This window comes from Streptomyces sp. 5-10 (assembly GCF_014712245.1).
Classification (GTDB): Bacteria; Actinomycetota; Actinomycetes; order Streptomycetales; family Streptomycetaceae; genus Streptomyces; species Streptomyces violaceusniger.
The window spans coordinates 70255-95734 of the sequence record NZ_JACVYG010000001.1 but is presented as its reverse complement, the minus strand read 5'-3'; the positions used below and the strand labels follow the sequence as shown (position 1 = coordinate 95734).

General features: G+C 69.3%; 22 protein-coding genes. 9 read left to right on the top strand and 13 right to left on the bottom strand.

What is annotated here, in order from left to right:
- The first annotated feature begins 35 nt into the window (after positions 1-35).
- The gene (locus tag IEJ02_RS00455) at positions 36-1172 is read left to right on the top strand and encodes a hypothetical protein (protein ID WP_191062787.1); all 1137 of its coding nucleotides are present in this window, start codon (positions 36-38) and stop codon (positions 1170-1172) included.
- A gap of 18 nt (positions 1173-1190) precedes the next feature.
- Here IEJ02_RS00455 and IEJ02_RS00450 read toward each other — a convergent pair whose 3' ends face one another.
- A complete protein-coding gene (locus IEJ02_RS00450) occupies positions 1191-2078 on the bottom strand; it encodes a helix-turn-helix transcriptional regulator (protein WP_191062786.1) in 888 nt (295 codons plus the stop codon).
- A 262-nt stretch (positions 2079-2340) separates the two neighbouring features.
- Here IEJ02_RS00450 and IEJ02_RS00445 point away from each other — a divergent pair, with 262 nt between their 5' ends.
- The 3 genes from IEJ02_RS00445 to IEJ02_RS00435 all read left to right on the top strand — a co-directional run bounded on the left by IEJ02_RS00445 (position 2341) and on the right by IEJ02_RS00435 (position 4965).
- Complete coding sequence (locus IEJ02_RS00445) at positions 2341-3357, top strand: zinc-dependent alcohol dehydrogenase family protein (RefSeq protein WP_191062785.1); 1017 nt, start codon at positions 2341-2343, stop codon at positions 3355-3357.
- Positions 3358-3406: 49 nt separating this feature from the next.
- Positions 3407-3817 (top strand): (R)-mandelonitrile lyase, encoded by a 411-nt coding sequence (locus IEJ02_RS00440; protein ID WP_138913137.1) that lies wholly within the window; start codon positions 3407-3409, stop codon positions 3815-3817.
- Between the two features lie 80 nt (positions 3818-3897).
- Positions 3898-4965 (top strand): LLM class flavin-dependent oxidoreductase, encoded by a 1068-nt coding sequence (locus IEJ02_RS00435; protein ID WP_191062784.1) that lies wholly within the window; start codon positions 3898-3900, stop codon positions 4963-4965.
- A 24-nt stretch (positions 4966-4989) separates the two neighbouring features.
- Here the strand turns inward: IEJ02_RS00435 and IEJ02_RS00430 are convergent, their stop codons facing one another.
- A complete protein-coding gene (locus tag IEJ02_RS00430; protein WP_037952025.1) occupies positions 4990-5211 on the bottom strand; it encodes a helix-turn-helix domain-containing protein in 222 nt (73 codons plus the stop codon).
- Positions 5211-5702: a DUF2975 domain-containing protein gene (locus IEJ02_RS00425; RefSeq protein ID WP_191062783.1), complete on the bottom strand. Its 492-nt coding sequence runs from the start codon at positions 5700-5702 to the stop codon at positions 5211-5213. Before IEJ02_RS00425 ends, IEJ02_RS00430 begins: the two co-directional genes overlap by 1 nt.
- A gap of 107 nt (positions 5703-5809) precedes the next feature.
- On the opposite strand from IEJ02_RS00425, the gene IEJ02_RS00420 reads away from it, so the two are divergent.
- Positions 5810-6598, top strand: a complete 789-nt coding sequence (locus tag IEJ02_RS00420; protein WP_164426041.1) for an IclR family transcriptional regulator — start codon at positions 5810-5812, stop codon at positions 6596-6598.
- Positions 6599-6652: 54 nt separating this feature from the next.
- Here IEJ02_RS00420 and IEJ02_RS00415 read toward each other — a convergent pair whose 3' ends face one another.
- Complete coding sequence (locus IEJ02_RS00415) at positions 6653-7162, bottom strand: nuclear transport factor 2 family protein (protein ID WP_191062782.1); 510 nt, start codon at positions 7160-7162, stop codon at positions 6653-6655.
- 58 nt (positions 7163-7220) lie between these two features.
- A complete protein-coding gene (locus tag IEJ02_RS00410; RefSeq protein WP_317985685.1) occupies positions 7221-7949 on the bottom strand; it encodes an RraA family protein in 729 nt (242 codons plus the stop codon).
- A 397-nt stretch (positions 7950-8346) separates the two neighbouring features.
- Here IEJ02_RS00410 and IEJ02_RS00405 point away from each other — a divergent pair, with 397 nt between their 5' ends.
- From IEJ02_RS00405 to IEJ02_RS00395, 3 genes are read left to right on the top strand one after another with little or no spacing between them, the layout of a single operon-like run.
- On the top strand, positions 8347-9690 hold the full coding sequence (locus tag IEJ02_RS00405; RefSeq protein ID WP_223863180.1) for an MFS transporter: 1344 nt from the start codon (positions 8347-8349) through the stop codon (positions 9688-9690).
- A 26-nt stretch (positions 9691-9716) separates the two neighbouring features.
- Positions 9717-10544, top strand: coding sequence for a fumarylacetoacetate hydrolase family protein (locus tag IEJ02_RS00400; protein WP_164426035.1), 828 nt, complete (start codon positions 9717-9719; stop codon positions 10542-10544).
- A gap of 56 nt (positions 10545-10600) precedes the next feature.
- Complete coding sequence (locus tag IEJ02_RS00395; protein WP_191062780.1) at positions 10601-11794, top strand: L-talarate/galactarate dehydratase; 1194 nt, start codon at positions 10601-10603, stop codon at positions 11792-11794.
- Between the two features lie 50 nt (positions 11795-11844).
- Here IEJ02_RS00395 and IEJ02_RS00390 read toward each other — a convergent pair whose 3' ends face one another.
- Positions 11845-13209 (bottom strand): MFS transporter, encoded by a 1365-nt coding sequence (locus IEJ02_RS00390; protein ID WP_191062779.1) that lies wholly within the window; start codon positions 13207-13209, stop codon positions 11845-11847.
- Positions 13206-14480 (bottom strand): lyase family protein, encoded by a 1275-nt coding sequence (locus tag IEJ02_RS00385; protein ID WP_317985684.1) that lies wholly within the window; start codon positions 14478-14480, stop codon positions 13206-13208. Before IEJ02_RS00385 ends, IEJ02_RS00390 begins: the two co-directional genes overlap by 4 nt.
- A 194-nt stretch (positions 14481-14674) precedes the next feature.
- Between IEJ02_RS00385 and IEJ02_RS00380 the strand changes: the two genes are divergently transcribed.
- Positions 14675-15457: an IclR family transcriptional regulator gene (locus IEJ02_RS00380; RefSeq protein WP_164426029.1), complete on the top strand. Its 783-nt coding sequence runs from the start codon at positions 14675-14677 to the stop codon at positions 15455-15457.
- Between the two features lie 62 nt (positions 15458-15519).
- On the opposite strand, the gene IEJ02_RS00375 is transcribed toward IEJ02_RS00380, so the two are convergent.
- The 6 genes from IEJ02_RS00375 to aroA all read right to left on the bottom strand — a co-directional run bounded on the left by IEJ02_RS00375 (position 15520) and on the right by aroA (position 25434).
- Entirely contained in the window at positions 15520-16893 is a 1374-nt protein-coding gene (locus tag IEJ02_RS00375) for an MFS transporter (RefSeq protein ID WP_191062778.1), read from the bottom strand.
- A 91-nt stretch (positions 16894-16984) separates the two neighbouring features.
- Positions 16985-18799, bottom strand: coding sequence for a hydantoinase B/oxoprolinase family protein (locus IEJ02_RS00370; RefSeq protein WP_191062777.1), 1815 nt, complete (start codon positions 18797-18799; stop codon positions 16985-16987).
- Positions 18799-20886 carry a hydantoinase/oxoprolinase family protein gene (locus tag IEJ02_RS00365; protein ID WP_191062776.1) on the bottom strand — a complete coding sequence of 696 codons (2088 nt, stop codon included), beginning with the start codon at positions 20884-20886 and terminating at the stop codon, positions 18799-18801. The genes IEJ02_RS00370 and IEJ02_RS00365 overlap by 1 nt, the downstream gene beginning before the upstream one ends.
- A 77-nt stretch (positions 20887-20963) precedes the next feature.
- Positions 20964-22298 (bottom strand): aspartate aminotransferase family protein, encoded by a 1335-nt coding sequence (locus IEJ02_RS00360; RefSeq protein WP_191062775.1) that lies wholly within the window; start codon positions 22296-22298, stop codon positions 20964-20966.
- Positions 22295-24016: an acetolactate synthase catalytic subunit gene (locus IEJ02_RS00355; RefSeq protein ID WP_191062774.1), complete on the bottom strand. Its 1722-nt coding sequence runs from the start codon at positions 24014-24016 to the stop codon at positions 22295-22297. Before IEJ02_RS00355 ends, IEJ02_RS00360 begins: the two co-directional genes overlap by 4 nt.
- 137 nt (positions 24017-24153) lie before the next feature.
- Positions 24154-25434, bottom strand: a complete 1281-nt coding sequence (gene aroA / locus IEJ02_RS00350; RefSeq protein WP_191062773.1) for a 3-phosphoshikimate 1-carboxyvinyltransferase — start codon at positions 25432-25434, stop codon at positions 24154-24156.
- Positions 25435-25480: the final 46 nt, after the last annotated feature.

The following is a 25480-nucleotide window of genomic DNA, read 5'->3' as shown; positions in this document are numbered from 1 at the left end:
TGTACTGAAAGCCGGACGCGGCCACACTTGGGCGAGTGCTGAACTACGGACAGGCAGTTGGCGACGCAGCCGTCGCACGTCGAATGCGGAAGGCTTTCCGCCTACTTCCTTCGAGTGTCCGTAAAGACCCGGTAAGGGTAGCCGAGATTTATGGGAAAAGACTCTTCGACGCACAGCTGCGGAGGGTCCGGGATGAAGCCGGCTTCGTCCGGTCCAACTTCAGCGTTGGATTGACGATTGACAGCGGAAAATTCGAGGACCTCACCAAGCGTACTACCCTCATCTCGGACACCCTGCTGCTGTCCCATGGCTGGACCGCTCCCTACTGCGAGGTGGGGGAGTACAACCCCACGGAATGGGGAGTGATGATGGGAGCGGCGAACGAGGCGCGAACGCGACAATACACATCACCGCAGGGAGACAATGGGCATTGGCGTCATAGGCAGGTGAACTACACCGCCCTTTCCTATGGCATGCACTGCCCCGACCTGGCGGCCCTCGGAACCTGGCTGCTTCAAGCCGAGCCGCTCCTCAAAGCCGGACTTGCCTGGTATCTCCCAAGCTATTCCACCCGTGGGCAAGAAATGGTCCGAGGGGTCAGACAGCCCCCGCAGGCGGTCGAGCAGGTAGCGGCAGTTGACTACATCATCAGGAACGGGCGGCTGATCGACCCTTCGGAGTCGAACCCGGTCAAGGATCGGCTCATCCGCCCTGTCCTGGAAATCGACCTGCCGTTCATTGACGGTGTCCCCCTCAAAGACTTCAGTAAGATCACTACGGGGGAGTTCGACTCATACAGAGGGTTTCGTAATTTTCTGCGCAGCAGTTTCCTTTCCATGGATCAGGCGCTCAACGGGGAGCAGACCCAGATTGAGCTGACCAAACTGCGTCTGGAGATCGAAGACCAGGTGCAGGCGATGCGGGCCGAATTCCTCGCCGCCAGGAGGAAAAGGGTTTGGGCGGTGACTGGAGCTGTGGCCGCATCGACGGCGGCCTTGCTCATCGCCGTGAACGGCTCGGTCCTCGAACGTGTACTCACGACGCTCGGATTCACCACCGCAGGGACCTTCTGGGGAGCCATTACGGCCAGGGTTGAAAACAGCCCTCACGTGATGAAGAGCGGAAAGTGGTACTACGTATGGATCCTCTCCAAGAAGAGTAGTGCGCTGTAATGGAGTTCGGCGGCGGCTTCAGCCCGCGGGGTGCTCCGCCGGCGGGCTGACGTCTTCGGTGGCGGCCCAGGAGGCGAGCAGGCGCAGTCCTTCTTCCGAGGAGGAGCCGGGTTCGGCGGTGTAGATGGTCATGCTGAGCCCGGGTTCGGCGGCCAGGTCCAGGGCCTCGTAGGCGAGGGTGAGGTCGCCGACCGCGGGGTGGCGGAACCGCTTGGTGCCGGTTCCGTGGCGTCGGACATCGTGGGCACCCCAACGGGTGCGGAAGTCCTCGCTGCGGGTGGACAGCTCCCCGACGAGGTCTTGCAGGCCCTTGTCGTGGGCGTCGCGGCCGGCCTCGCGGCGCAGGATGGCCACCGCCATGTCCCCGAACAGCTCCCAGTCGGGGTAGAACCGGCGGGAGGCCGGGTCGAGGAAGTTGAAGCGGGCCAGGTTCCGCTGGTTGTCCGCGTTGGCGAAGAGATCGGTGTAGAAGGCGCGGGCGAGGGGGTTGGCGGCCAGGATGTCCATCCGGCCGTTGGTCACGATCGCGGGCCCCGCCGTGATCGCGTCCAGAGTCCATTGCAGGCTGCGGTGCAAGGTCGACTGCCGGGCGGTGCGGCGCCGGGGGCGGGTGAGGGCGTCGGAGCCGTCGGCGGCCTGGGCCAGGTGCAGGAGATGGGCGCGTTCGGCGTCGTCCAGCTGAAGCGCGCGGGCGACGGCTTCGAGGACGGCCGGGGAGGCGCCGGCGAGGCTGCCGCGCTCCAGTTTCGCGTAGTACTCGACGCTCATGTCGGCCAGCGCGGCCACCTCGCTCCTGCGCAGCCCCGGCACGCGCCGCCGGGACCCGGTGGGCAGGCCGGCCTGCTCCGGGGTGATCTTCGCTCGCCGCGAGGTCAGGAACTCGCGGGCCTCCTCACGGTGGTCCATGCCTCCGACCGTACGACGCGCACGCCACCGGAGCGATGTACCAGCAGTACACCCCTCACTGGTGACTCGTTGCCCGCGCGAGATGGGGTTTTCCTGGGTGACGTGGCGCTCGACGCCGGCCCGTGAGAGCGGGCAGGCACAGCGCTCGGTCCCGGGCCGCGGGCGGCAGCTTCGCCGCCGCACCGGGGCCGCCATCGCACAGCGGTGTCCGGTTCCGGTACACCCCGGTACCGGACGCCTCAGCAGGTAAGGAGCCTCCTTCATGCGTGGAGCAGTGATTCACGCCCCCGGCGACGTGCGTTTCGAGACCGTGGACGACGCGAAGATCCTGAAGCCGACCGACGCGGTCATCCGCACCGCCGTCACCTGTGTGTGCGGCTCGGACCTGTGGCCGTATCGTGGCGCGGAGCCGACCGGGCATCCGCATCCCATGGGGCACGAGTACGTCGGCTTCGTGGAAGAGGTAGGAGCCGAGGTCACCGCGGTCGAGCCGGGCCAGTTCGTCGTCGGTTCGTTCGCCACCTCGGACAACACCTGCGCGAACTGCCGCAACGGCTTCCCGTCGAGCTGTCTGAACCGTGAGTTCATGAGCACCTGCCAGGCCGAGTACGTGCGCATCCCCAACGCCCAGGGCACCCTGGTCGCCACCGACGAGGTGCCGGGCGAGGAATACTGGCCCGGGCTGTTGGCCGTCTCCGATGTCATGGGCACCGGCTGGTGGGCCGCCGAGGCCGCCGAGGTCAGGCCCGGCTCCACCGCCGTCGTCGTCGGCGACGGCGCGGTCGGCCTGTGCGCGGTGATCGCGGCCAAGGAGATGGGCGCGGAGCGGATCATCGCCATGTCGCGCCACGAGCCCCGGCAGCGGCTCGCCCGCGAGTTCGGCGCCACCGACATCGTGACGGAGCGCGGCGAGGAGGGCGTGGCCCGGATCAAGGAGCTGACGAACGGGATCGGCGCGGACTCGGTCCTGGAGTGCGTGGGCACCGCCCAGGCCATGCGGCAGGCCCTGCACTCGGCCCGGCCCGGCGGCGGCGTCGGCTTCGTCGGCGTCCCGCACGAGGTGGCCGTCGACGGCCGGGAGCTGTTCTTCTCCCACGTCGGCCTGCGCGGCGGGCCCGCCCCCGTGCGCCGCTATCTGCCCGACCTGATCGAGCGCGTGCTGACCGGACGGATCGACCCGGGCAAGGTCTTCGACCTCACCCTGCCCCTGGACCAGGTCGCCGAGGGCTACCGGGCCATGGACGAACGCCGCGCCATCAAGACCCTCCTCAAACCCTGACTCAAGCCCGACAGCTCAAGCCCGACACCGACCGGACAAGGAAACGACCTTGCAGATCACCCGAAGCTCGATCAACACCGTCAAGGGGCCCGCCGACTGGTTCACCGGCGAGGTCTACATCGACGCCGTCGCCGCGGCCCCCGCCCCGTCCCGGGTCAGCGCCGCCCTGGTGCACTTCATGCCCGGGGCCCGCACCCACTGGCACCGCCACCCGCTGAGCCAGACCGTCTTCGTCACCGAGGGGATCGGTCTGTGCCAGCGCCGCGGTGGACCCATCGAGGTCATCCGCCCCGGCGACCGCGTCCTGTTCGAGGCCGACGAGGAGCATTGGCACGGCGCCGCGCCGAACCGGCTGATGGTCCACCTGGCCATCAACGAAGCCGATGCCGACCACGATGTCGTGCACTGGCTGACCCCCGTCACGGACGACGAGTACGCCGCGGCTCCGCCCACCGACTGACACCGGCCGACTGGCGCTGTGCGAGTCCCGCCGTAGACACGGCGTGGCAGACTGACGGCACATCGACCTTGGAGGTCTTGATGCGTACGGGTGTCATTGTCGCCGCGCACCCCGGCGTGGAGGACCTCGCGGTGCGGGCCGAGGAGTTGGGCTTGCACAGCTTCTGGGTCTACGACACCCCGATGGTCCACGGTGACCCCTTCGTCGCCTTGAGCCTGTGTGCGAAGGCCACCCGCCGCATCAGGCTCGGCATCGGCGTGACCTCACCGGCGCTGCGCTCGGCCCCGGCCGCCGCGAGCGGGCTGGCCAGCCTCAACGCCCTGGCACAGGGCCGGATCATCTGCGGGGTCGGCACCGGAAACACCGCCCGGCGCACCCTGGGCATGCGGCCGGCCACGGCGGCCAGGCTGGAGAACTTCACCACCGCATTGCAGGACCTGTGCGCCGGACGCTCGACCGAGTACCGCGAAGGTGACCGGGTCCGCGACATCCGGTTCCTGCACACCGGGGCGCACGTGAACACCGCCGACCCGATCGAGTTCGTCGTGGCCGCGCTGCAAGGGCCGAAGGCCGCCGCCGTCGCCGGCCGCCGCGGCACCGGCCTCATCTCCTTCGGCTTGCTGGACCCCACCGCCTGGCACGCGCTGCACGACGCCCGCCGCCACGCCGCCCAGGCCACACCCCATGACCCCGACTCCCACATGGACTCCCGGGCGGACTCCTACGTAATCACCTCGCTCCACCTCCTCGACGAGGACGAGGACCCCCACGGCGACTCGGCCCGGGACGCCACAGGCCACCTCGTCATGTCGCTGCTGGCCTTCGCCGCCGACACACCCGCCTTCGCCGAGCAACTCGGCCCTGAGGAAGGCGAGGCGGTGCGGCGGCTCCTCGACCGGCGCGGCACCACCGCCACCGCACCGGACCGCCACACCAAGCTCTACCCCAACTACCTCGGACGCATCGCACCGCAGGACCGCGACTTGATCCTGCCCTCGCTGATGAACACCCTGGCCCTGGTCGGCACCCGCGACGACCTCCTCACCCGCATCACCGCCCTGGAACAGGCCGGAATCGACGAACTCCTCATCCAGCCGGTGATCGACCCGCCCACCGAGATGGCCCAGCTCGCGAAACCCCTCACCTGAGCGGACCCGCCCGCCCGGGGGACGTCATTCGCCCGCGGCGTCCTCGGCCTCCCAGCGCAGCAGGTCGCCCGGCTGGCACTTGAGCACTTCGCAGAGGGCGGCGAGCGTCGCGAAACGCACTGCCTTGGCGCGGCCGTTCTTGAGTACCGCCAGGTTGGCGGGCGTGATCCCGACGCGGTCCGCGAGGTCGCCCACGGACATCTTCCGCCTGGCCAGCATCACGTCGATGTCGACGACGATCGGCATCAGATCACCTCGTCCAACTCGGCCTGCATCTGTGCCGCTTCGGCGTCGCGCGCGACGGCCTGGGCGAGCAGCATGCGCAGCACGAGGACGATGAGTGCGACCCCCAAGATGGCCACGCCAATCCCGCTCATGATGACGGTGACGCCCGGGTCGTCCCGCTGGCCCGGCGCGTTGATGGCGGTGACCGTGAACCACAGGAGGGCAGCCGCCAGGATCGCTCCGATCACGGCGTCCACGTACCGGAAGGCGGCATGGGAGAACACGGTTCCGCGTCGCACCATCGTCACCAGTCGCCATACGCTGACCAGGGCGACCTGGGCCGAGCCAATGCCCAGGATCGTGATCACGCGCAGCGGGGTCAGGGGGAGCGACCCGTCCTCCGGATCGCTCCCGCTGACCAACACCCACACCATCAATGCCTGCACGAACACGGTGCCGGCGAGCACCGCCACGAGCACGGCGCGAAGCGCACGCACTGCCAGCTGTCCCATGTCTCATCCTTCCATCGACTTGCGATGGAAATCTATCGAATATCGATAGATGCATCAAGGGTTGGTAGTCTCAATGACTGATACCGAGTTTCATCTGCGGAGGCTGTATGACCTCGCCCGTCACCACCACATCCGCTCTCGGACCGGGTTCCGGGGCCCTGGATCGCGGTCTGGCCATGCTCGACCACTTGGCCGTGGTCCGTACCTGCTCCACGCAGGATCTTGCCGCGGCGCTCGGGCTGAGCCGCAGCACCGCCTATCGGCTGGTCGACCGGCTTGTCGCGGGCGGCTGGCTCGCCGTGGAGCAGGGGAGCGGGCTGCTGCGGCTCGGGCCTTCGGCCACGCGGCTGGCCTCCGCGGCGGTGAGCTCGACGGATCTGACCGCCACGGCGATGCCGGTCATCTCCCGGTTGATGCGGGAGACCCGGGAGACGGCCAGCCTCGCGGTGCCGAGCGGTGTGAACATGGTGTTCGTGCACCGCGAGCGCGGCCCGCGCCCGGTGGCGGTGACGAGCGAGCTGGGTGCGGGGCGGCCGCTGCACTGTACGTCGCTCGGGCGGGCCTATCTGGCGGCGCTCCCGCAGCAGGCGGTGGAGGAGAAGCTGGGGGAGCTCGTGGCTTCGGGCGACTCGCCGGTCGATGAGGACTCGCTCGGTCCGCTGAGGAAGATCCTTCAGGAGACGCGGGAGCGCGGCTGGTCGGAGGACCGGCGTGAGTTCGATGAGTCCAGTTGCTGCTGTGGGGCCGCTGTCTACGATCACACGGGTATGCCCGTCGCGGCGATCAGCGTTGCCGGAGTGGCGGAGCGCATGGAACGGGTCTTGAGTGACGTCGGCCCGCTGGTGGCCGAGGCGGCCGCTGAGATTTCAGCGGGGCTCGGCCACGTGCGGCGCTGAGCGGGGCGACGCTCCGTGTGACGTTCAGGGAATTCCCTGGCCGGTGCGGTGGGGTCAGTGTTCGGTGTCGTCGTATTCGGCGTCGGGGTGGGGGCGCGCGACGGGGGGCTTGAGGTGGAAGCCGTTTGCGGCGTAGTCGTAGCCCTCCAGGGTTACTTCGGACCGTCCGTCGGGTGCTGACGCGTAGAAGGCGCGGATCTCGGTGATCAAGCCCGTCTCGGGGTCGAAGCGGTACCACTCGTCACCCCGGAGGTAGCCGCCGGGCCTGGTCTTCCAGTGGGTCCACTCGATGACGGCCTGGAGCGTCTCGGGCTCGGCGATGACGCGTTCGATGGACCAGGCGGAGCCGATGGTGAGGGTGAGCCGGCGCCAGTTCTCGCCGATCGTGGTGTTGCCGGTCCACGGTCCGTCCAGGCCGGGCGGGAAGTAGTGGACGGCGTCGGGGGTGAACTGGGCGGCCATCTTGGCCACGTCGGCCTCGTTGCAGCCGTCGAAGTAGGTGCGGATCGTGGCCTCCATCCGGGCGCGCTTCGTGGCGCGGGGGAGATCGGCGAAGGAGTTCATGTACGGGCCTCCTGGTGCTGGTGTTCCTGGTGGGCGGACTGCCACGGTGCTGGCGTTCCTAGTCGGCGGACTGCCACGCCTCGTATGCCTTCAGCGTCTCGGCGCTGGGCGGGTAGGTGCCCCACAGTGGCTCGCCGTCCCGCACCCGCTGGTGCAGCCATGCCTCCAGCCGCTCCTGTTCGACGGAGGGCTGGGCTATCCCGGCGGCGAGGGACCGGGGCACGACGATGACCCCGTCGCGGTCGCCCACGAGGATGTCTCCGGGGTAGACCGCCACATCCGCGCAGGCGATGGGCACGTTGAGGTCGGCCACATGGAACGCGGCCGGCCTGGTGGTGGCCGTGGTGGCACGTGCGTAGGCCGGAAAGCCGAGTGCGGCGATCGCGGCGCCGTCCCGGAAGGCCCCGTCGGTGACGAAGCCGGCCGCGCCGCGCTTCATGGCCCGGGTCAGGAGCATGTCGCCGGCCGACGCCGCCGAAGTGTCGTTGCGGCTGTCGACGACGAGCACCTGGCGGGGCCCTACGCTCTCGACCGCCTCCCACTGAAGGACGTTTCCGGTCCGGTAGGGGTCGCCCATCGGGTCGATGTCCTCACGGGAGGGGATGAAGCGCATGGTGAACGCCTCTCCCACGAACCCGTGGAAGCCGTCGCCGACGGGGGAGAGCCCCACGAGGAACGGCTGCCGGATCCCGCGTTTGTACAGCTGGGTCGCGAGGGTCGCGGTGCTCACCCGGCCGAGTTGATCGAAGACGGCGCCGTCCAGGGGCACCGGGGCGTCTGAGGACACCTGATCGTCCTTTCTGACCTCCGTGGCGTGTACTCCCGCCTGACGGGGAGCGCCATGGGGTCGCGACTGGTGTGCCGGAACGCTAACACCGCACCACGCCAAAATCCCAGTGAAGGAAACATGTTCCCAGTGAATGGGACACCGTGATGAAGGGCGCCCTTGTGGGCTCCCCGCTCCGAGTCCTTGACACCCCTCCAGGGCGACCCTACGTTGTGCTTCCTACTGGTCGGCATCTCATCCCATTCATTGGGACTCACCAGGGTGTCGACCGGATCCTGTCAATGACGACGGAAGAAACGGCTGCACCATGACATCCCATCCCGGAGGCGCCGATACCGGCAGCGCCGCACCACCGTCCTCGAAAGCGACACCGCTCTCCGGAGCCGTCGCCAAGATAATGCGCCGAGTCACCCCGCTGTTCGCCGTCATGATGATGTGCAATCAGCTCAATCGTTCCAACATCGGCTATGCCGAATCACATCTCGAAGCCGATCTCGGAATAGGCGCCACGGCCTACGGCCTCGGCGCGGGGCTCTTCTTCATCGCCTACTTCCTCTTCGAAGTCCCGAGCAATGTGCTGATGAAGCGGTTCGGCCCCAAGATATGGCTGTCCAGGATCTGTGTGAGCTGGGGCGTCGTCTCGGCCTGCATGCTGTTCGCCCAGGGCCCCATCAGCTTCTACGTGCTGCGGTTCCTGCTCGGCGTGGCCGAAGCCGGCTTCGTACCCGCCGTCCTCTACTACCTGGCGAGGTGGCTGCCCAATGACTACCGGGGCAGGGCCAACGCGCGGTACGCCGTCGGCGCGCTCGTCGCGTTCTCCGTCTCGGGCCCGCTGTCGGGGCCGCTGCTGCGGATGGACGGCACCTTCGGGCTCCGGGGCTGGCAGTGGATGTTCCTGGTCGAGGGCGTCATGTCGGTCGCCATCGGCGTCGTCGCCTTCTTCCGCCTGGACTCCCGGATCGAGGATGCGCGCTGGCTCACCGCCGACGAGAAGCGCGAGCTCACGGCGGCCATCGACGCGGAGGACGCGGAGCACGCCGACCCGGCCGGCGACGACCGCCGGTCCATGTGGGCCGTACTGCGTGACCCCAGGATCCTGCTGTTCGTCTTCGTCTACTTCTCGGTCCAGATGTCGATCTACGCCAACACCTTCTGGCTGCCGTCGATCGTCCGGGACATCAAGGGCACCAACGACATCACCGTGGGCCTGCTCTCCTCCGTGCCCTGGATCTTCGCCATGGTCGCGATGTTCCTGCTGGCCCGGATCGGGGACCGCACCAACCGGCGCAAGCCGCTGCTCATCGGGGCCCTCGTCGCCGCGGCCGCCGGATCGTACCTCGCCGCCGTGACCTCCCCCTGGCTCGCCCTGGCGATGCTCACGATCGCCGCCATGGGCTTCAAGAGCATCAGCCCGATCTTCTGGCCCATCGTCCAGCGCACGGTCCATCCGATGGTGATCGGTGTCGCCATCGCCATCATCAACTCGATAGCGAATCTGGGCGGTTTCGTCGCGCCTTACGGATTCGGGATCGTCAAGGACCGGACGGGCAGTACGCAATGGGGACTCATCGGTCTGGCCGTCTTCTCTCTCATCGCCGCGCTGGCCTCCTTGCTCATCCGGGAAAACGATGACCGCGACTCGGGCCTGTCCCGGAAAAGGGAATCCGGAACGGCCGCACCCGGCCGGTATCCGGCGGCCGGCGGGATGGCAGCCGGCGACATATCCGCCAAGAGCATCTGAACCATTGGTCCGGGAGGTTCCCATCCATGCGACTGAGCACCATCGTCCATGACGGCAGCCGCACACTCGGCACGGCGGAAGGGCCCGGCGCCCCATGGCGTCTCGCCCCCGGCCACCTCCGCCTGGAGGACGCCATAGCCGGCGCGCCCATCCCCGAAGGCGGCGAGACGGTCCCCGACGAGGAGGCCGTGCCCGCGCTGCCGCACCGGCCCGGCACGATCTTCGGCATCGGCCTCAACTACCGCGACACCATCGCCGAGATGGGATGGCCGCGTCCCGAGGTCCCGTATCTGTTCACCAAGCTCTCCTCCAGCGCCATCGGCACCGGGGAGCCCATCGTCCTCGACCCCGCGGTCACCCGGCGCGTCGACTGGGAGACCGAACTCGCCGTCGTCATCGGCTCCGAGGCCCGCGACATCCCCGAGGAGAGGGCGCTCGACGTCGTCTTCGGCTATACCGTCGCCAACGATGTGTCGGCCCGCGACCTCCAGGCCGACGACGGGCAGTGGGTGCGCGGCAAGGGGCTCGACACCTTCTGCCCGCTCGGGCCCGTCGTCGTCACGGCGGACGAGATCAAGGACCCGCAGCGGCTCGCGGTGCGGACGTGGGTCAACGGCGAACAGGTGCAGGACGGCACCACCGCCGACATGCTCTTCGGCGTCCGCTCGCTCATCGCCTACCTCAGCCGCTTCTTCACGCTGCGCCCCGGAGACGTGATCCTCACCGGAACCCCCTCGGGATGCGGCGACTTCATGGACCCGCCACGCGCACTGCGGCCCGGGGACGTCGTGGAGTCGGAGGTCGAGGGCATCGGCCGACTCGTCAACCCGGTACGCGCGCGACGCCATCCGTGACCGCCATCCACCACTCACCCTCACGCGCCCGCGTTTCGAGTATCAAGGAGCAAGCAATGAGCACTGCCCCCAGCGAGACGGTCGCCTTCAAGCCCTGGGCGTCCGCGCCGGGCGAGGCCACCACCGACCGCATAGAGTCGGTCCGCCTCTCCCTCGTCCACCTGCCGCTGCACGCGCCCATCAGCGACGCCAAGGTGCTGACCGGCCGCCAGAAGCCGCTCACCGAGATCGCCTTTCTCTTCGCCGAGATCAGGACCGAGGGCGGCCATGAGGGCCTGGGCTTCAGCTACTCCAAGCGCGCCGGTGGTCCCGCCCTCTACGCCCACGCCAAGGAGATCGCCCCCGAGCTGATCGGCGAGGACCCGAACGACATCGCCCGGCTGTGGACCAAGCTGGTGTGGGCCGGAGCCTCCATGGGCCGCAGCGGCGTGGCCGTCCAGGGCATCGCGGCCCTCGACATCGCCCTGTGGGACCTCAAGGCGCGTCGGGCCGGACTGCCGCTGGCCAAGCTGCTGGGCGCCCACCGCGACGCGGTGGACGTCTACAACACCAGCGGCGGCTACCTGTCGATGCCGATCGAGCAGGTGCTGGAGAACATCGACCTCGCCCGGGCCCGTGGCGTCGGCGGCATCAAACTCAAGGTCGGCTCACCGGATCCGTCGATCGACCTCAAGCGGGTCGAGGCGGTCCGCGCACACCTCGGTGACGGTGTTCCGCTGATGGTCGACGCCAACCAGCAGTGGGACCGGATCACCGCCACCCGTGTCGGCCGGGTGCTGGAGAAGTTCGACCTCACCTGGATCGAGGAACCTCTCGACGCCTACGACGCCGAGGGGCACGCCGCGCTCGCGGCGACGCTGGACACCCCGGTGGCCACCGGTGAGATGCTGACCAGCGTCGGTGAGCACGCGGCGCTCATCGAGGCGGGCTCCTCCGACTTCGTACAGCCCGACGCGCCGCGGGTGGGCGGCATCACCCCGTTCCTGCGGATCTCCGCGCTCGCGGACTACAAGGGCCGGGCCCTGGCACCGCACTTCGTGATGGAGATCCACGTCCATCTGTCCGCCGCCTATCCGCGCACGGCCTGGGTGGAGCACTTCGAGTGGCTGGAGCCGATGTTCAACGAGCGCCTCGAGCTGAGGGACGGCCGTATGGTCATCCCCAACCGCGGCGGGCTGGGCCTCTCCCTCAGCGAGCAGGCCGCCGCGTGGACCAGGGAGTCGGCGGTCTTCGGCGGCGGCCCCCGGTGACCGCCGCCACCCGCGATGTGCCCTTCTTCCGCGCCAGGTGACCGGCGCGCTCACCCGGAGGGCCGCTGCCCGGACGTCGCGGCGGTGTCGGTGTCGAGCAGTGACTCCGTGCTGGTCTCCGGTGCCCACACCCAGCAGACCACTCCGCCGACGAGGAGGATCACCACACATCCGACGAGGGCGGTGTTGATGCCGTGGCCCGCCTCGACGACCGGGAGCAGGAAGGTGCTCGCGGCCGATCCGAGCCGGCTGGCGGCCGTCGCGATGCCCACGCCCGAGGCTCGCAGATCGGTGGGGAACAACTCCGGTGGATAGACGAACTCCAGGTTCACCGCGGCGGACATGAGGAAGGCGAAGGCGGCGAACACCCCGATGACGACGATGGCGGACGCGCCCGCGCCGGCGAACAGGATGAGCGCGGTGAGCAGTACCGCGCCGATGAAAAAGGTTCCCACCAGGAACCGGCGGCGGCTGATGTGGTCGATCAGCACCAGGCCGACGACGGCCCCGATGAGCAGGAACACGTTGTAGAGCGCACCGGCGCCCATCTTGCTGGTGACGCCGAGGGACTCCATCACCTGGGAGGAGAAGGTGCCGAGCGCGAAGAAGGGGATGACCTGACAGACGTAGAAGAGCGCGCCCACCGCGGTCCGCCTGCGGTAGGCGGGTCCGAAGAGGGCTGTGAAGCCGCGGTCCCGGCTCGGCGGGGGAGCGGTGGGCGGAAGGACACCCGGGCCGAGGTGGCGGCGGACGACATCGGAGGCTTCGGCGTTCCGCTGGTGCCTGGCGAGCCAGAGCGGGGATTCGGGCACTCCCAGGCGGAAGCCGAAGACGAGCAGGGCCGGGAGCGCGCTGATGGCGAGCATGTACCGCCAGGCGTTGTCTCCTTGCCCGGTCAGGAGGAAACCGATGAGATACGCGAACACGTAACCGGCGGCCCAGGCGACGGCCAGCAGGCTCATGAGGCGGCCGCGGAACTTGCGCGGTGAGTGCTCGGTGACGAGGGACTTGCTCACGACGTAGTCGGCGCCGAGCACCAGTCCGAGGAGCAGCCGCAGGATCAGGAGCTGTCCGGGTGTCTGCACGAAGAACTGAAGGAGCGACAGGACGGCGAAGAAGAGCATGTCCCAGCCGAAGATCGATCTGCGGCCGATCCGGTCCGCGACCGGGCCCACGGCGATGGCACCGACGAACAGGCCGGTCAGCGTCGCCGCGCCCAGCGCGCCGGTCCACAGCGGAGTGAGACCGAGGGTGTCGCCCGCCGAGGCGATGACGATGCCGATGATGCCGAGGATGAACCCGTCGCTGAACTGTCCGCCGGTGCCGGCGACGGCGATCCTGATGTGGAAACGCGTGAGCGGGGCGTCGTCGTAGGCGATGGACGCGGGCTGGGTGGGGGAGACGGGAGTGGTCATCGTGCCGCTCCTCCGTCGCTTCCGCCCGCTCGCAGTTCAGCGGTGGCCGACTCATAGCCGCGGGTCGCCGACATCTCGACCCACCGGTCGAGCGCCCCGGCGAGGTTGCGCTCGCGGTGGGGGCCGTTCCAGTCCAGGCCGAGGACGCAGCGTTCGGTGAAGGTCGTGGCGGCCGCGGCCAGATCGTCGAAGATGTTGCTCAGGGCGTCGAGGATCACCGGTTCCATGACGTTGAGTTCGAGTTCGCCCGCGGCGACGGCGCATTCAACGGTGTGGGCGCTTCCCCTGACGCGATAGCTGAGCTGCATCACATACTCCGGTATCACCGGATTGACCTTGGCGGGCATGATCGAGGATCCGGCCTGGACCGCCGGAATCGTCAGCTCGCCGAACCCGCCCCGCGGCCCGGAGGACAGCAGCCGGACATCTGCGGCGATCTTCGCCATGGTGATCGCCGCCCGCGCGCCCGCCGAGGCGATCCGGGCGTAGGGATCGAAATGCGCGAGGCTGTCGTAGGGGTTCTCGGACGCGCTGATGGGAAGCCCGGTGAGCCGTGCCAGTTCCTCGGCGCAGCGTTCCGCGAAGTGGGCGGGCGCGCCGATCCCGGTACCCACCGCGGTCGCTCCGACCGGGACGGTGGTCAGGGCGTGGGTGGCCGCCTCGAGAACGCCGGTGGTGCGGCGGACGGCCGCCGCCTGTGCCCGGTGGGTGTCACCAGCGGTCAGCGTGACCGCGTCCTGGAGACACGTACGGCCCAGGCGGCGGGTCGTGTCGAACTCGGCCGCCTTCGACTCCAAGGCGTCCGCGAGCCGGTTCAGCGCGGCCACGGGCGCGTCGACCTGGCTCAGCAGTGCGAGCGCCATGGCGGTCGGATAGGTGTCGTTGGTGGACTGGGACGCGTTCACATGGTCGTTCGGATGGACCGTGGCTCCGGCCAGCTCACCGGCGCGTGCCGCGATCACCTCGTTGACGTTCATGTTGGCGGTGGTGCCGCCGCCACCGTGCACCAGCGCGGTGGGGAAGTGGTCGGCGTGCTCACCGTCGAGGATCTCCTGGCACGCCTTGGTGATGGCGTCGCAGCGCTGTTCGTCCAGCACATCCAGGGCCTGGTTGGCGCGTGCCGCGGCCAGCTTCACCTGGGTGTACGCGCGCACCAGGGGCGGGAAGTCACCGAAGGTGCGGCCACGAGGCGGGAAGTTGTCCATGGCCAGCTCGGTCTGCGCTCCGTACAGGGGCGCCCACGTCGAATCCGGATGGATACCGGTGCTCACAAGCTGCTCCGTTCTTCGGGGGAGAGGGGTTCGACCACCACCGCGTCCGCGGTGCGCGTCACCCTAGGCACCGATATACGGCCTGAACAGGGATGATGCTCTCCCAGCAACAACCTTGTGGCATCTTGGCTGGTGAGATAGAAAGGCGGCGACAGCATGTTGCTGTGGCAACAACAAGTTGGAAGGTGGCGGGCATGGATTCGGCAGCCGAACGCGTAGCCGTACTCCTGCTGGCCTTCGGGCGTCGCGGCACCACCGGGGACCACTCCGTCAGCGACCTGGCCAGAGCCGTCGGCCGTGAGCGCAGCCAGGTCTCCCGCATGCTCCAGGCCCTCGGCCGCGGCGGTCTCGTCGAGCAGGACAGCCAGACCAAGCGCTACCGACTGAGCTGGAACATGCTGGTCCTGGCCGCCGGTGCCGGGGACAGCTCGCTGCTGCGGGCGGCCAGACCCGTGCTGCGCGCGCTCGTCGCACGCACCGGCGAAGTGGCGCTGCTGTCCGTGCAACGCGGCAACCGGTCGCTGACCGTACTGCGCGAGGAGTCGAACCAGTCCCTCCGGGCCGGTGGATGGGTGGGCCGCAGCTCACCTCTGCACTGCACGGCCTCCGGCCGGGCCCTGCTCTTCGACACCGACGACGATCTCGTGGCGGAGCTCGTCGCGGAGGACCTGACGACGCCCATATCGGGCCTGTCCGCTCCCCGGACCCTGGAGGAGGTTCTCGAACGCCTGCGGAGCGAACGTGACCGTGGGTACAGCATGGCGAGCGAAGAGGTCGAGATCGGCTTGACCTCGGTGGGAGTTCCGCTGCGGACACCGGCCGGTGGGCTGGTCGGCGTGATCAACGTATCCGGCCCCACATCTCGGATGATCAACCGGCTCGATGACGCGGCCCGGCGGCTCCGCGCCGCCGCCACCGCCATCGAGAGCACCCTCGGGCGCATGCCGGACGGGAACGGGCCGGGCCGGTCCTCCTGACCGGCCCGGCCCGTTCCCCTCGGCGTGGCCTGCGCCAAGGCCTTCATGAGGCGCCGAGGTCTTCATGAGGCGCGGGCGACCGCCGCGTCGCTGTGGTCGTCTGGGCGCACGCCGCCGTGACGCTCGCCGGTATCGACACCCTGCTCGAGGGTGGTGCCACTGGTCTCCTTGAGGAAACAGAAAACGATCACACCGGAGATGAGTGCGATCGAGGACGCGTAGATGGCGGGGGAGACCAGCAGGCCGGTCAGGGATACCAGCCACGCGGCGATGAAGGGGGCGGTACCGGCGAAGACCGTGTAGGCGAGGTTGTAGCTCATCGAATTACAGCTGTACCGGACCGAGGTGGGGAACAGCTCGGCCGAAAGGGCCGGTACGACACCCGAGACAGGTGCGGTGCACAGGCCGAAGACGGTCTGACCGAGCAGCACACCGGCGAGGTGTCCGGTCTGCATCAGCAAGAAAGCCGGCACCCCGAGGACGACCAGGGCGACCAGCCCCGTCATGATGACCGGTCGGCGGCCGAATCGGTCGGCCGCGCGACCGCCGAGGAGCACCGCCACGCAGAAGATCACGATGGCCGTGCTGTTCATGAAGAGCGAGGCGTTCCGGCTGACACCCAACTCCGTCTCCGTATAGGTGACCATGTACGAGTTCAGGATGTAGAAAGACGACGCGGTGACGGCGGCGGCGCAGAACACGAGGAGCATCTTGCGCCACTGGGTCCGGAGGCCGGTCAGCAGCGGGTTGCGGGGGGCGACTCCCGCCGCCTTCATCTCGGTGAAGACTTCGGGCTCGGCCAGACGCAACCGCACATACAGCCCGATCAGCCCCAGTGGCGCGCCCAGCAGGAACGGGATGCGCCAGCCCCATGCGGTGAAGGCGGCGTCGTCCAGCAGGACGGAGATCGTCAGGATGACGATGGCGCCCAGGACGGCCGGGATCGCGGAGGACACCGTGACCGTGCTGACGAATGTCGCCCGCTTGCCGTGCGGCGCCGATTCGGCCAGGTAAGAGGTGGCCCCGGCGAACTCGCCGCCGTTGGAAACGCTCTGGAGACATCGGCAGACCAGCAGCAGCACCGGGGACAGCAGCCCCACGCCGGCATAGGTGGGAAGCAGGCCGATCGCGGTCGTGGTCGCCGCCATCAGGAGTATCGCCGAGGTCAGCGCTTTTGTGCGCCCGAACTTGTCGCCGAGGTAGCCGAAGATGAATCCGCCCAGCGGGCGGAACAGGAACCCCAGGGCGAAGACCACGAAGGTGCTCAGCAGCGCGGCCCTGGGGTCGGCCTTGGGGAAGAACTGGCTTGCGATGGTCGGTGCCATCAGACCGTAGATGGCGAAGTCGTAATATTCCGTCAGCGTCCCGACGGTGGCTCCGAAGACCGTACGCCGGTTGGTGGAGCGTCCTGGCGGGGTTGAGGGGATTGCGGTCATTGCTCGTCCTTCTCGTCGCCGAAGCGGTGACTGCGTCGTGGGCCCGAAGCCGGGGCAGCCGGGTGGTCGGGGGACGGACCCGGCACAGGGGTCACGACGACACCGGCGCACGGCCGCGCAGGGCCGCTCTGACCGTGGCGGTGGCGCTCCAGTCGATGGACAGGGCGCTCCCGCTGCCGGTGATCACCACGCCATACGCCTCGCGGGCGTGGCCGATGCTCTCCCACCGGCCGAGCACGTCCTTCAGGACGCGCTCGGGGTCGCGGTCCAGCGGGTCGCCGTAGCCACCACCGGAGCACTCCACACCCCGGACGGCCTGGCCGGTGTCGAGGGTGACGACCGCGTTGTTGGGCAGGAGGGTCTCGCTGCCGTCGGTGTCGATCATCCAGCCGGCGGCCAGGGCGCCGTCCTGCCCGCCGAGTACGCCCCTGGGCGGGACGATCTGCCCGTCGCAGGGATAGATGACCGAGACGCCGTCCTCCTTGGACTCGAAGGCCATGTCGACGGTGCACCCGCCGCGGTGACGTCCCGCGCCGCCGGAGTCGGCCATCATCCGGAGGTGCCGATACTGGATCGGCATCTTGAGCTCGTCGATCTCGATGGAGTCCCGGTAGGTCAGGCCTGCCGTACTGGGCACGTTCCAGGTCAGCCAGCCGTCGGCGGTGGCGCTGCCGGGCCCGCCGGCCGCGCCCATCAGCAGCTGGTTGACGAAGCGCTCGCCGGTGCGTGAGTCGTATCCGGAGACCACCGCGTGCGGAACCCCCATGCCGACCGGACCCTCGGCGATCCCGTAGCCGTCACCGAGCTGGGCGAAGGCCGCGCCGACGCAGTTGGTCAGCCGGTCCGCGACGTTGGTGGTGGCGACCGAGCAGCTGTGGGGGAACTCCGGGATGCCGACGGCAGCGCCCTTCTTGAGACGGACCTCGACGCGCCGGAACGCACCGGAGTTCTTGGGCACCTGCCCGCACAGACCGTGGAAGATGCCGCTGTACACGGCGGCCAGCGTGGTGGCCTCGGTGAGGTTGAGCCCGCAGTCGACGTTCGGGGCGTTGTCGGTGAGGTCGACCAGGATCCGCCCGTCCCGCGGGTGGATGTCGATGTCGACCTGGAACTCCAGCCCGTCGGGCAGGTAGGGCTGGAACGGGTCGTGTGCACCGGTGTTGTGCAGGTGGGCCTCGGGCAGTTGTGCGATGGTCTTGCGCATGAGGTCTTCGGAGTAGTCGAACCAGCCGCGGATGAACCGCTTGACCTGGTCCTTGCCGTACTTCGCGCACAGCTCCCCGAGGCGCCGCTCGGCGATCCGCGCGGCTCCGAGTGAGGCGAGGAAGTCGCCGTGCCACTGCCGCGGGACGCGGATGCGGGCCATGCACATCCGCATGACGTCGTCGATGGTGGTGTAGTTCCGCTGCACCTGGACCGCGGGGAAGATCAGTGACCCTTCCTCGTACACGTCCTTCGCACCGGCGAAGTAGGTGGTGGGCAGGGAGTTGCCGGTATCGGCCTGATGTGCCTTGGCCACGGCGGTGAACATGTGCTCACCGTCGATGAATACGGGCACGAGCACGGAGTGATCGGCGGCGTGGGAGTTTCCCCCGTAGGGGTTGTTGTCCAGGTAGGCGTCGCCCTCGGCCAGGTCCGGGTGGGCGGCCAGGATCGCCTCCGCCTGTAGCTGCACGCCGAAGATGTGCACCGGCAGACCTTCCGCGGCGGCCAGCAGCTGGTTGTCGGCCGTGGCGATGGCACACGAGAAGTCGCGCCCGCTGTTGATCACCGCCGAGCGCGCCGAACGCAGCAGGGTGGTGGTCATCTCGCGCACGATGCCGTCCAGGCGGTTGGCCAGGATGGCGGTCAGGATCGGGTCGAACTCGTGGTTGTCCACGGCGAGTGTGCTGTCGTCGGCCACCATCACTCGTCTCCCTCCGGAGTCGTCACATGCAGGATGTAGTTGCCGGATCCGCTGACCTCGGTGGCCATGCCCGGATGGACGACCAATGTGGTGGTCGGCTCCTGGATGATCGCGGGGCCGGGCACGTACTGGCCCGGGCGCAGATCCTGGGGCAGGTACACGGGAGTGTCAGTCAGTCCTGAGGGGCCGAAATAGCAGGTCCGTTTCTTCGAAGGGGCCCCGTTGGTCCGGGCCACGGCCTGGACCGGCGGGTGACCGGTGCGCAGGTCGGCGGTCAGCCGTGCCTTCCAGCTGATGAACTCCAGGTCCGCGGTGTCGTCCCAGAACGCGAAGAGGCGTTCGTGCTCGTCGTTGAACGCCTTGCGGAGCTGAGCGATGTCCTCGCCGCCGCGGAACTCGCTCACGGGCACCGGGGTGACGATGTCCCACACCTGGGCCTCGTAGCGCGCCTCGGTGAAGTACTCGATCACATAGTCGCCCTCGGCGAGGCCGACCCGGCCCGCGAAGGCGGCGAGCCTGTCGCGCAGACGCGTCAGCGCCGTGTTGACGCCGTCCGCGTCGAAGGCGGACCAGCGGGTGATCAGCGGCGCGGACTCCTCCTTGACGATGTCCGCGAAGTGCATGCCCGCCGCCGACAGGGCCCCCGCGGTCTTGGGCAGGAGCACCCGGCTGCTGCCCAGCTCGGCGGCGATCCGCATGATGTTGATGCCGGCGGCCCCGCCGCCGGCCACGACCGTGCTCTCCTTGGGATCCAGACCCTGGGAGATGGTCATGTCATAGACCGCCTTGACCATGTGGTCGGTCGCCCGGGTCAGGATCCCCCAGGCCGTCTCCTCGACGCTCCTGCCCAGCCTCTCGGCCACCCGGGCCACGGCCTCACGGGCGGCGGCGGTGTCCAGATCCATGCGCCCGCCCAGGAAGTAGTGCGGGTCGAAGAAGCCCAGGACGCACGCGGCGTCCGAGAGCGTGGCCTCGGTGCCGCCGCGCCCGTAGCAGGCAGGACCGGGTTCGGACCCGGCCGACTGGGGGCCGACTCGCAGCAGTCCGCCGTCGTCGACCCAGGCGATCGACCCGCCTCCGGAGCCGATCGAGCGGATGTCGACCGACGAGATGCCGAGCAGGTCTCCTTCCCACTCGCCACCGAGCCAGGTCTCGCGGGTGTAGACCAGTCCGGAGTCGTGCGACAGCCCGACGTCGAACGTGGTGCCACCGGTGTCGCACACGATGGTGTCGCCGCCGAAGCCTTCGGCGTTGGAGAAGTTGACGGCCGCTACCGGGGCCATCGCGGGCCCGGACTTGGCGGCGTTGATCGGCGCGGCGATCATCTCCTCGACGGTCATCACGCCGCCGATGCTCGAGGAGACCAGGAGCTGACCGGTGTAGCCGAAGGCCCGCAGGTCCGATTCGAGTTCGCGGAAGTGGTTCTGCATCAGGGGCTTGAGCGAGGCGTCGATGGCGGTCGCCGAGGCCCGCCGGTACTCGCGGACGACCGGTGCGATCCGGTGCGAGAGCGTGTACGGGACGCCCGGGAGGAGCTCTTCGACGAGCTCGCCGATGCGCAGCTCATGCGCGGGTTCGACGACCGACCACAGCAGGGACACGGCCACTGCCTCGTAGTTCTCCCGGCGCAGCCGGCGCAGGATGTCCCGCACGGCCTGTTCGTCCAGCGGCTTGGTGATCCGCGCCTCGGAGCTGACACGCTCCGGGACCTCGAACGTCCTGCGCCGCGGGATGTAGGGGTCGGGGAACTCGGTGGTGTAGTCGAAGACGTCCCGCTTGCCGCCCTCCTTCAGCACCAGGATGTCGGGGAAGCCCTCGGTGGTGAGCAGGGCGGTCTTGGCCACCCGACGGGTCACGATCGCGTTGGTCGCCCGCGTGGTTCCGTAGAGGAACAGGTCGGTGTGGGCCAGCAGGGCCTGCGCGGTCGTCCCGAGGCCGTCGGCGATGCCTTCGAGGGCTTGGCGCATGCCGTCGAAGACGTGCTGGTGGGTGGTGAGCGCCTTGCCGACATAGTGGTTGTTGTCCTCGTCGCGGACGACGACGTCGATGAAGGTGCCGCCGGTGTCGGCGGAGACAGAGAATCGCATGAGTGCCTCTCGGGTGGGCGACGGCGGTATGGGGCCCGCTGCCACGGGAGCTGGCGCGGCGGCGGCCCGGGACGCGGTCAGGAGGTCGTGGCCACCGAGCGTTGGTCGGCCGGCGAGCTGGAAACCGCGGTCAGTGCCCGGTCGACGGCGGCCAGGGTCCTGTCCACGTCGTCGTCGGTGTGGGCCGCGGAGACGTACCACAGTCCGGTCTCGCGGGCGTGGACACCGTTGCGGACCATGTGCTCGGAGAAGTCGCGCAGCGGTGCGGTGCGACCGACGAGCGTGTCCGCGTAACCGCGCGGCGGTTCGGGGGCGTCCCAGTGCAGACGGATCAGCGCACCGGCGCGCAGGGCTTGGAGCGGTGCCCCGTGGCGGGCGGCGAGCCGCTCGATGCCGTCCGCGAGCTGCCCGGTCAGACGGTCGAGACGTGGGTAGAGGGAGTCCTGGCCGGTCTCGAGGACATCGAGGGTCGCGTTGGCCGCGACGACCGACAACGCGTTGCCGTTGTACGTTCCGGCGTGCCCGATGGTGTGCTCGGCCACGCGCATCACCTCGGCGCGTCCGGCCACCGCGCTGATCGGGAAGCCGGACCCGAGGGCCTTGGCGAGCACGGTGAGGTCCGGGGTCACACCGGTGCGCTGCTGGGCCCCGCCGGGTGCCAGGCGGAAGCCGGTCACGACCTCGTCGAAGACGAGCAGGCAGCCGTGTCGCTCGCACAGGCGGCGGGCGGTGGCCAGATACCCGTCGTCGGCCCACAGGTTGCCGCCGTTGACCGCCACGGGCTCCATGATGACCGCGGCGACGTCCGCACCATGGTGTGCCAGCAGACCGGCCAGGGCCTGTGGGTCGTTCCAGGGGCACACCAGGATCTCGGGACCGACCACATCGTGGTCCGCGGCGATCACCGGACGCGGTGCCGGGCCGGTTCCGACGGGGCTGCCCGGCCCGTTGGCGGTCATGGGGTCGATCCACCCGTGGTAGTGGCCCTCGAACTTGACCGTCTTGCGTCGCCCGGTCGCGGCGCGGGCGATCCGCAACGCCGCCTGCACGGCCTCGCTCCCGGTCACGTTGAGCAGGACACTTTCCGCGCTGGGCACCATCCGGACGATGCGCTCGGCCAGCTCGGCCTCCGCCTCGTGCTGACCGCCGTACAGAACCCCGGCGGCGAGCTGCGTGCGCACGGCCTCGACCACCTCGGGCGGCTGGTGCCCGAGCAGCATGGGACCGTACCCGGCGACATAGTCCACGTACTCGTTGCCGTCGACGTCGGTGATCCGGCTGCCCCGCGCACCGGTGAAGGCCAGCGGCGTGGGGCGCAGCACGGCCCGGCGCGAGGAGTTCACCCCGCGCGGGATGACCTGGTGGGCGCGGTGCAGATACCTTTCCGAGCCGGTGAAGGACTCCGCGTTCACAGGGCGGCTCCCGCGGTCACCCCGCGCAGTGTGGCGTCGTCGTCCCAGGCGGAGATCGGCGGGAAGGCGTCCGCGGCGGTCATCACGTCGATCACGGTGACGGCGGGGGAGCGCAGACCGTCATGGAGCGCACCGGCGAGATCGTCCGCGGAGTCGACCCGGACACCTCGCGCCCCGCACGCGGTGGCGATGGCCGCGTGATCGATCCGGGTGATGTCGATGGCACTGGTGTGTTCGGCGAACTGGTGCAACTCGGAGTGCTTCTGGTAGCCGAGGATCGCGTTGTTCAGCACGATGACCGCGATGGGCAGGTCCATCCGGACGGCCGTCTCCAGCTCGGACCAGCAGTGTGCGAACCCGCCGTCACCGACCACGGCGACCACGGGGCTGTCCGGGCTCGCCGCCTTGGCGCCGATCGCCATGGGGACTCCCCAGCCGAGCCCCGCCAGGCCGCGAGGGGACAGGAACCGCTGACCGCCGCGCCGGGCGCGCAGGTAGTTGGACATCCAGATGGAGCTGTAGCTCGCGTCGGCGACGACGATCGTGTCCGGCGTCAGCAGGGCATCGAGCTCCCGCATGATCCTCTCGGGCCGGATCGGTGAGCCGCCGGCCGTCGCCCGGGGCTCGATACGCTCCTCGTGCCCGGCCCGGGCCCGCGCGATCCGACCGATCACCTGGTCGCGGGCCGCCGCGCGGGTGTCGAGCGGGGTGGACTTCAGCTCGTCGACGATCGCGCGCAGGGTGAGCTTGGCGTCGCCGACCAGGCGGAGGGCTTCGTAGTTGCGGCCCACCTCGACCGGGTCCATGTCGATGTGGACGTACGTCGCCGTGGGCGGGAAGAGACGCCAGGCGTCCGTGGCGTTCTCGTTGGTCCGCGTACCCACGAACACGATCAGGTCCGCGTCCTCCACCAGGGGGCGGGCGTCGTGGGTGGCCGAGTAGCTCCCCATGGCGTAGCCGATCACACCGACGGACAGCGGGTCGGTCTCGTCCACCGATCCCTTGCCCATGGGTGTCGTCGCCACCGGCAGCGCCCCAAGTCGCTGGAGCTCGGCCAGCTCGGGCACGGCCCCGGAGACGTGTACGCCGCCCCCGGCGACCACCAGCGGCCGCTCGGCCGTGGCGAGCAGCTCGGCGACGTGTTTGATCTGCTCGGGGCCCGGGAGATACCGGTCCAGCGGGAAGTGGCCGTAGCCGGCGCGGCGTGACGACGCGACCGGGACGGGCTCGGCCAGGACGTCCTTGGGGACCAGCAGCACGACCGGACCGGGGCGGCCGGACGTCGCTTCGGTGACCGCCGCGTCGACATAGTCGTCGACCCTGGCGGGGTCGTCGATCCGGTGGATCGCCTTGGTGCAGGCGTCGAAGAGTTTCTCATGGTCCAGCTCCTGGAAGGCGTTGCGGTTCCGGGCCGCCTGCGGGACTTCCTGGACGATCGCGATCACGGGGACCGACGCCTTGAGGGCTTCGGCCAGTGGCGGCACGAGCAGGGTCGCGGCCGGACCGTTCTGAGCGGCCACGACGCCGACCTTGCCCGACACCCGTGCGTATCCGTCGGCCATCGCGCCGCCCGCGTTTTCGGTACGGTATACGATTTGCCGAATCGATTCTTCAGGTGCGGCCAGGAAGAACAGCGACGGCAGACTCTGTCCGAACACGTCGCTGACACCGTGCCGCCGCAATGCCGCTGCCAGCCCTCGCGCGACCGTACTTCCCATCTGGGATCTCCTCCATCAACGCTGTTCGGCGATTGTTCATGGAGTGGATCACGCGCATTCTCCGGAGGTCCAATAGATGGAATTGCGCTCGCGATAATCGTTGCTTATCGAGGTGTGTTGCGCGGTTGGCGCGGACCTCACGGCAGCCAGAGGGTGCGAAGGCTGTTCAGTGTGTCGTGGAAGCCGGGAAAGGTCTTCTTCACGCAGCCGGGATCGTCCAGGGTGATGCCGGGAGTGCGCAGGCCGGTGATGCTGAAGGCCATGGCGATGCGGTGGTCGCCGCGGCAGGCGAGGTGTGCCGGGCGGGGCCGCGAGGGGTGGATCTCGATCCAGTCCCGGCCGACCAGGACCGGGACCCCGAGGGCGCGCAGGTTCTCGGCACAGGCCTCGAGCCGGTCGCATTCCTTGATCCGGGTGTTGTAGACGTCCTCGATGCGGACCGGGCCGTCGGCGAACGGCGCGATGGCGGCCAGCGTGGGCATGGTGTCGGAGATGTCGCGCATGTTCACGGTGATGCCGGCCAGCCGCCCGCCGTCGGCACCGGCGACGGTCACGTGGTCCTCGGCCAGCGTGACGTGTGCTCCCATCCGGGAGAGCACCTGGGCGAAGCGCAGGTCGCCCTGGAGGCTGCCCGAGCCGAGCCCGGGGATGGTGACACGGCGTCCGGTGAGCGCGGCGGCCGCCAGGAAGTAACTGGCGGTGGAGGCGTCCGGCTCGATCGTGTAGTCGGTGGCCAGGTAGGGCTGAGCGGGCACCGTGAAGGTGTCCCCGTCGCGGTGCACACGCACCCCGAAGCACTCCATCATCGCCATGGTGATGTCCACGTACGGTGCGGAGACCAGGTCGCTCACGGTGATGGTGAGCCCTTGCTCGGTGAGCGGGCCGACCAGCAGCAGCGCGGTGAGGAACTGGGAGGACAGTCCGGCGTCCAGGGTGACGTGCCCTCCCTTGATCCCGTCGGCGTGGACGGTCAACGGGTGGTGGCCCTCCCGCTCCCGGTGGACGAGGGTGACGCCGAGGTCGCGCAGTGCTCGGGTGAGCGGGCCGAGAGGGCGGCGGCGCATCTGGGCGGAGGCGTCGAAGTGGAAGACGCCGTGGCCGGCGGCGGCCAGCGCCGGAAGGAACCGCGCGGTGGTGGCGCCGTCGCGGCAGAAGACCGACGCCTCTTCAACCGCCGGTCCCCGTACGCGGCCCTCGACTGTCCACCGGTCCGGCTCGCGCTCCAGCCGGTAGCCGAGCGCGGTGAGTCCCTCGGCGAACCCCGTCGAGTCATCCGAGACCAGGGGTCTGCGCAGCACCGTGGTGCCTCGTGCCGCGGCCGCCAGGAACAGCGCGCGGGCGGTGACGGACTTCGAGCCCGGGACGTCCTGGAACGGGAAGCGACCCTTGTGCAGGGGCGGGGAGAGTACGTCGTTCATGCCTTTGCGCTGGTCCTTCGCGCGGGTCGGGGTCTCGCCGGCCGGG

What these genes read in the sequence shown, in the direction of transcription:
- IEJ02_RS00415 (WP_191062782.1), bottom strand. Translation starts at nt 7,162, where the DNA reads ATGAACTCCTTCGCCGATCTCCCCCGCGCCACGAAGCGCGCCCGGATG.
- aroA (WP_191062773.1), bottom strand. Translation starts at nt 25,434, where the DNA reads ATGAACGACGTACTCTCCCCGCCCCTGCACAAGGGTCGCTTCCCGTTC.
- IEJ02_RS00395 (WP_191062780.1), top strand. Translation starts at nt 10,601, where the DNA reads ATGAGCACTGCCCCCAGCGAGACGGTCGCCTTCAAGCCCTGGGCGTCC.
- IEJ02_RS00355 (WP_191062774.1), bottom strand. Translation starts at nt 24,016, where the DNA reads ATGGGAAGTACGGTCGCGCGAGGGCTGGCAGCGGCATTGCGGCGGCAC.
- IEJ02_RS00390 (WP_191062779.1), bottom strand. Translation starts at nt 13,209, where the DNA reads ATGACCACTCCCGTCTCCCCCACCCAGCCCGCGTCCATCGCCTACGAC.
- IEJ02_RS00430 (WP_037952025.1), bottom strand. Translation starts at nt 5,211, where the DNA reads ATGCCGATCGTCGTCGACATCGACGTGATGCTGGCCAGGCGGAAGATG.
- IEJ02_RS00400 (WP_164426035.1), top strand. Translation starts at nt 9,717, where the DNA reads ATGCGACTGAGCACCATCGTCCATGACGGCAGCCGCACACTCGGCACG.
- IEJ02_RS00375 (WP_191062778.1), bottom strand. Translation starts at nt 16,893, where the DNA reads ATGACCGCAATCCCCTCAACCCCGCCAGGACGCTCCACCAACCGGCGT.
- IEJ02_RS00435 (WP_191062784.1), top strand. Translation starts at nt 3,898, where the DNA reads ATGCGTACGGGTGTCATTGTCGCCGCGCACCCCGGCGTGGAGGACCTC.
- IEJ02_RS00370 (WP_191062777.1), bottom strand. Translation starts at nt 18,799, where the DNA reads ATGGTGGCCGACGACAGCACACTCGCCGTGGACAACCACGAGTTCGAC.
- IEJ02_RS00380 (WP_164426029.1), top strand. Translation starts at nt 14,675, where the DNA reads ATGGATTCGGCAGCCGAACGCGTAGCCGTACTCCTGCTGGCCTTCGGG.
- IEJ02_RS00445 (WP_191062785.1), top strand. Translation starts at nt 2,341, where the DNA reads ATGCGTGGAGCAGTGATTCACGCCCCCGGCGACGTGCGTTTCGAGACC.
- IEJ02_RS00365 (WP_191062776.1), bottom strand. Translation starts at nt 20,886, where the DNA reads ATGCGATTCTCTGTCTCCGCCGACACCGGCGGCACCTTCATCGACGTC.
- IEJ02_RS00420 (WP_164426041.1), top strand. Translation starts at nt 5,810, where the DNA reads ATGACCTCGCCCGTCACCACCACATCCGCTCTCGGACCGGGTTCCGGG.
- IEJ02_RS00405 (WP_223863180.1), top strand. Translation starts at nt 8,347, where the DNA reads ATGCGCCGAGTCACCCCGCTGTTCGCCGTCATGATGATGTGCAATCAG.
- IEJ02_RS00450 (WP_191062786.1), bottom strand. Translation starts at nt 2,078, where the DNA reads ATGGACCACCGTGAGGAGGCCCGCGAGTTCCTGACCTCGCGGCGAGCG.
- IEJ02_RS00425 (WP_191062783.1), bottom strand. Translation starts at nt 5,702, where the DNA reads ATGGGACAGCTGGCAGTGCGTGCGCTTCGCGCCGTGCTCGTGGCGGTG.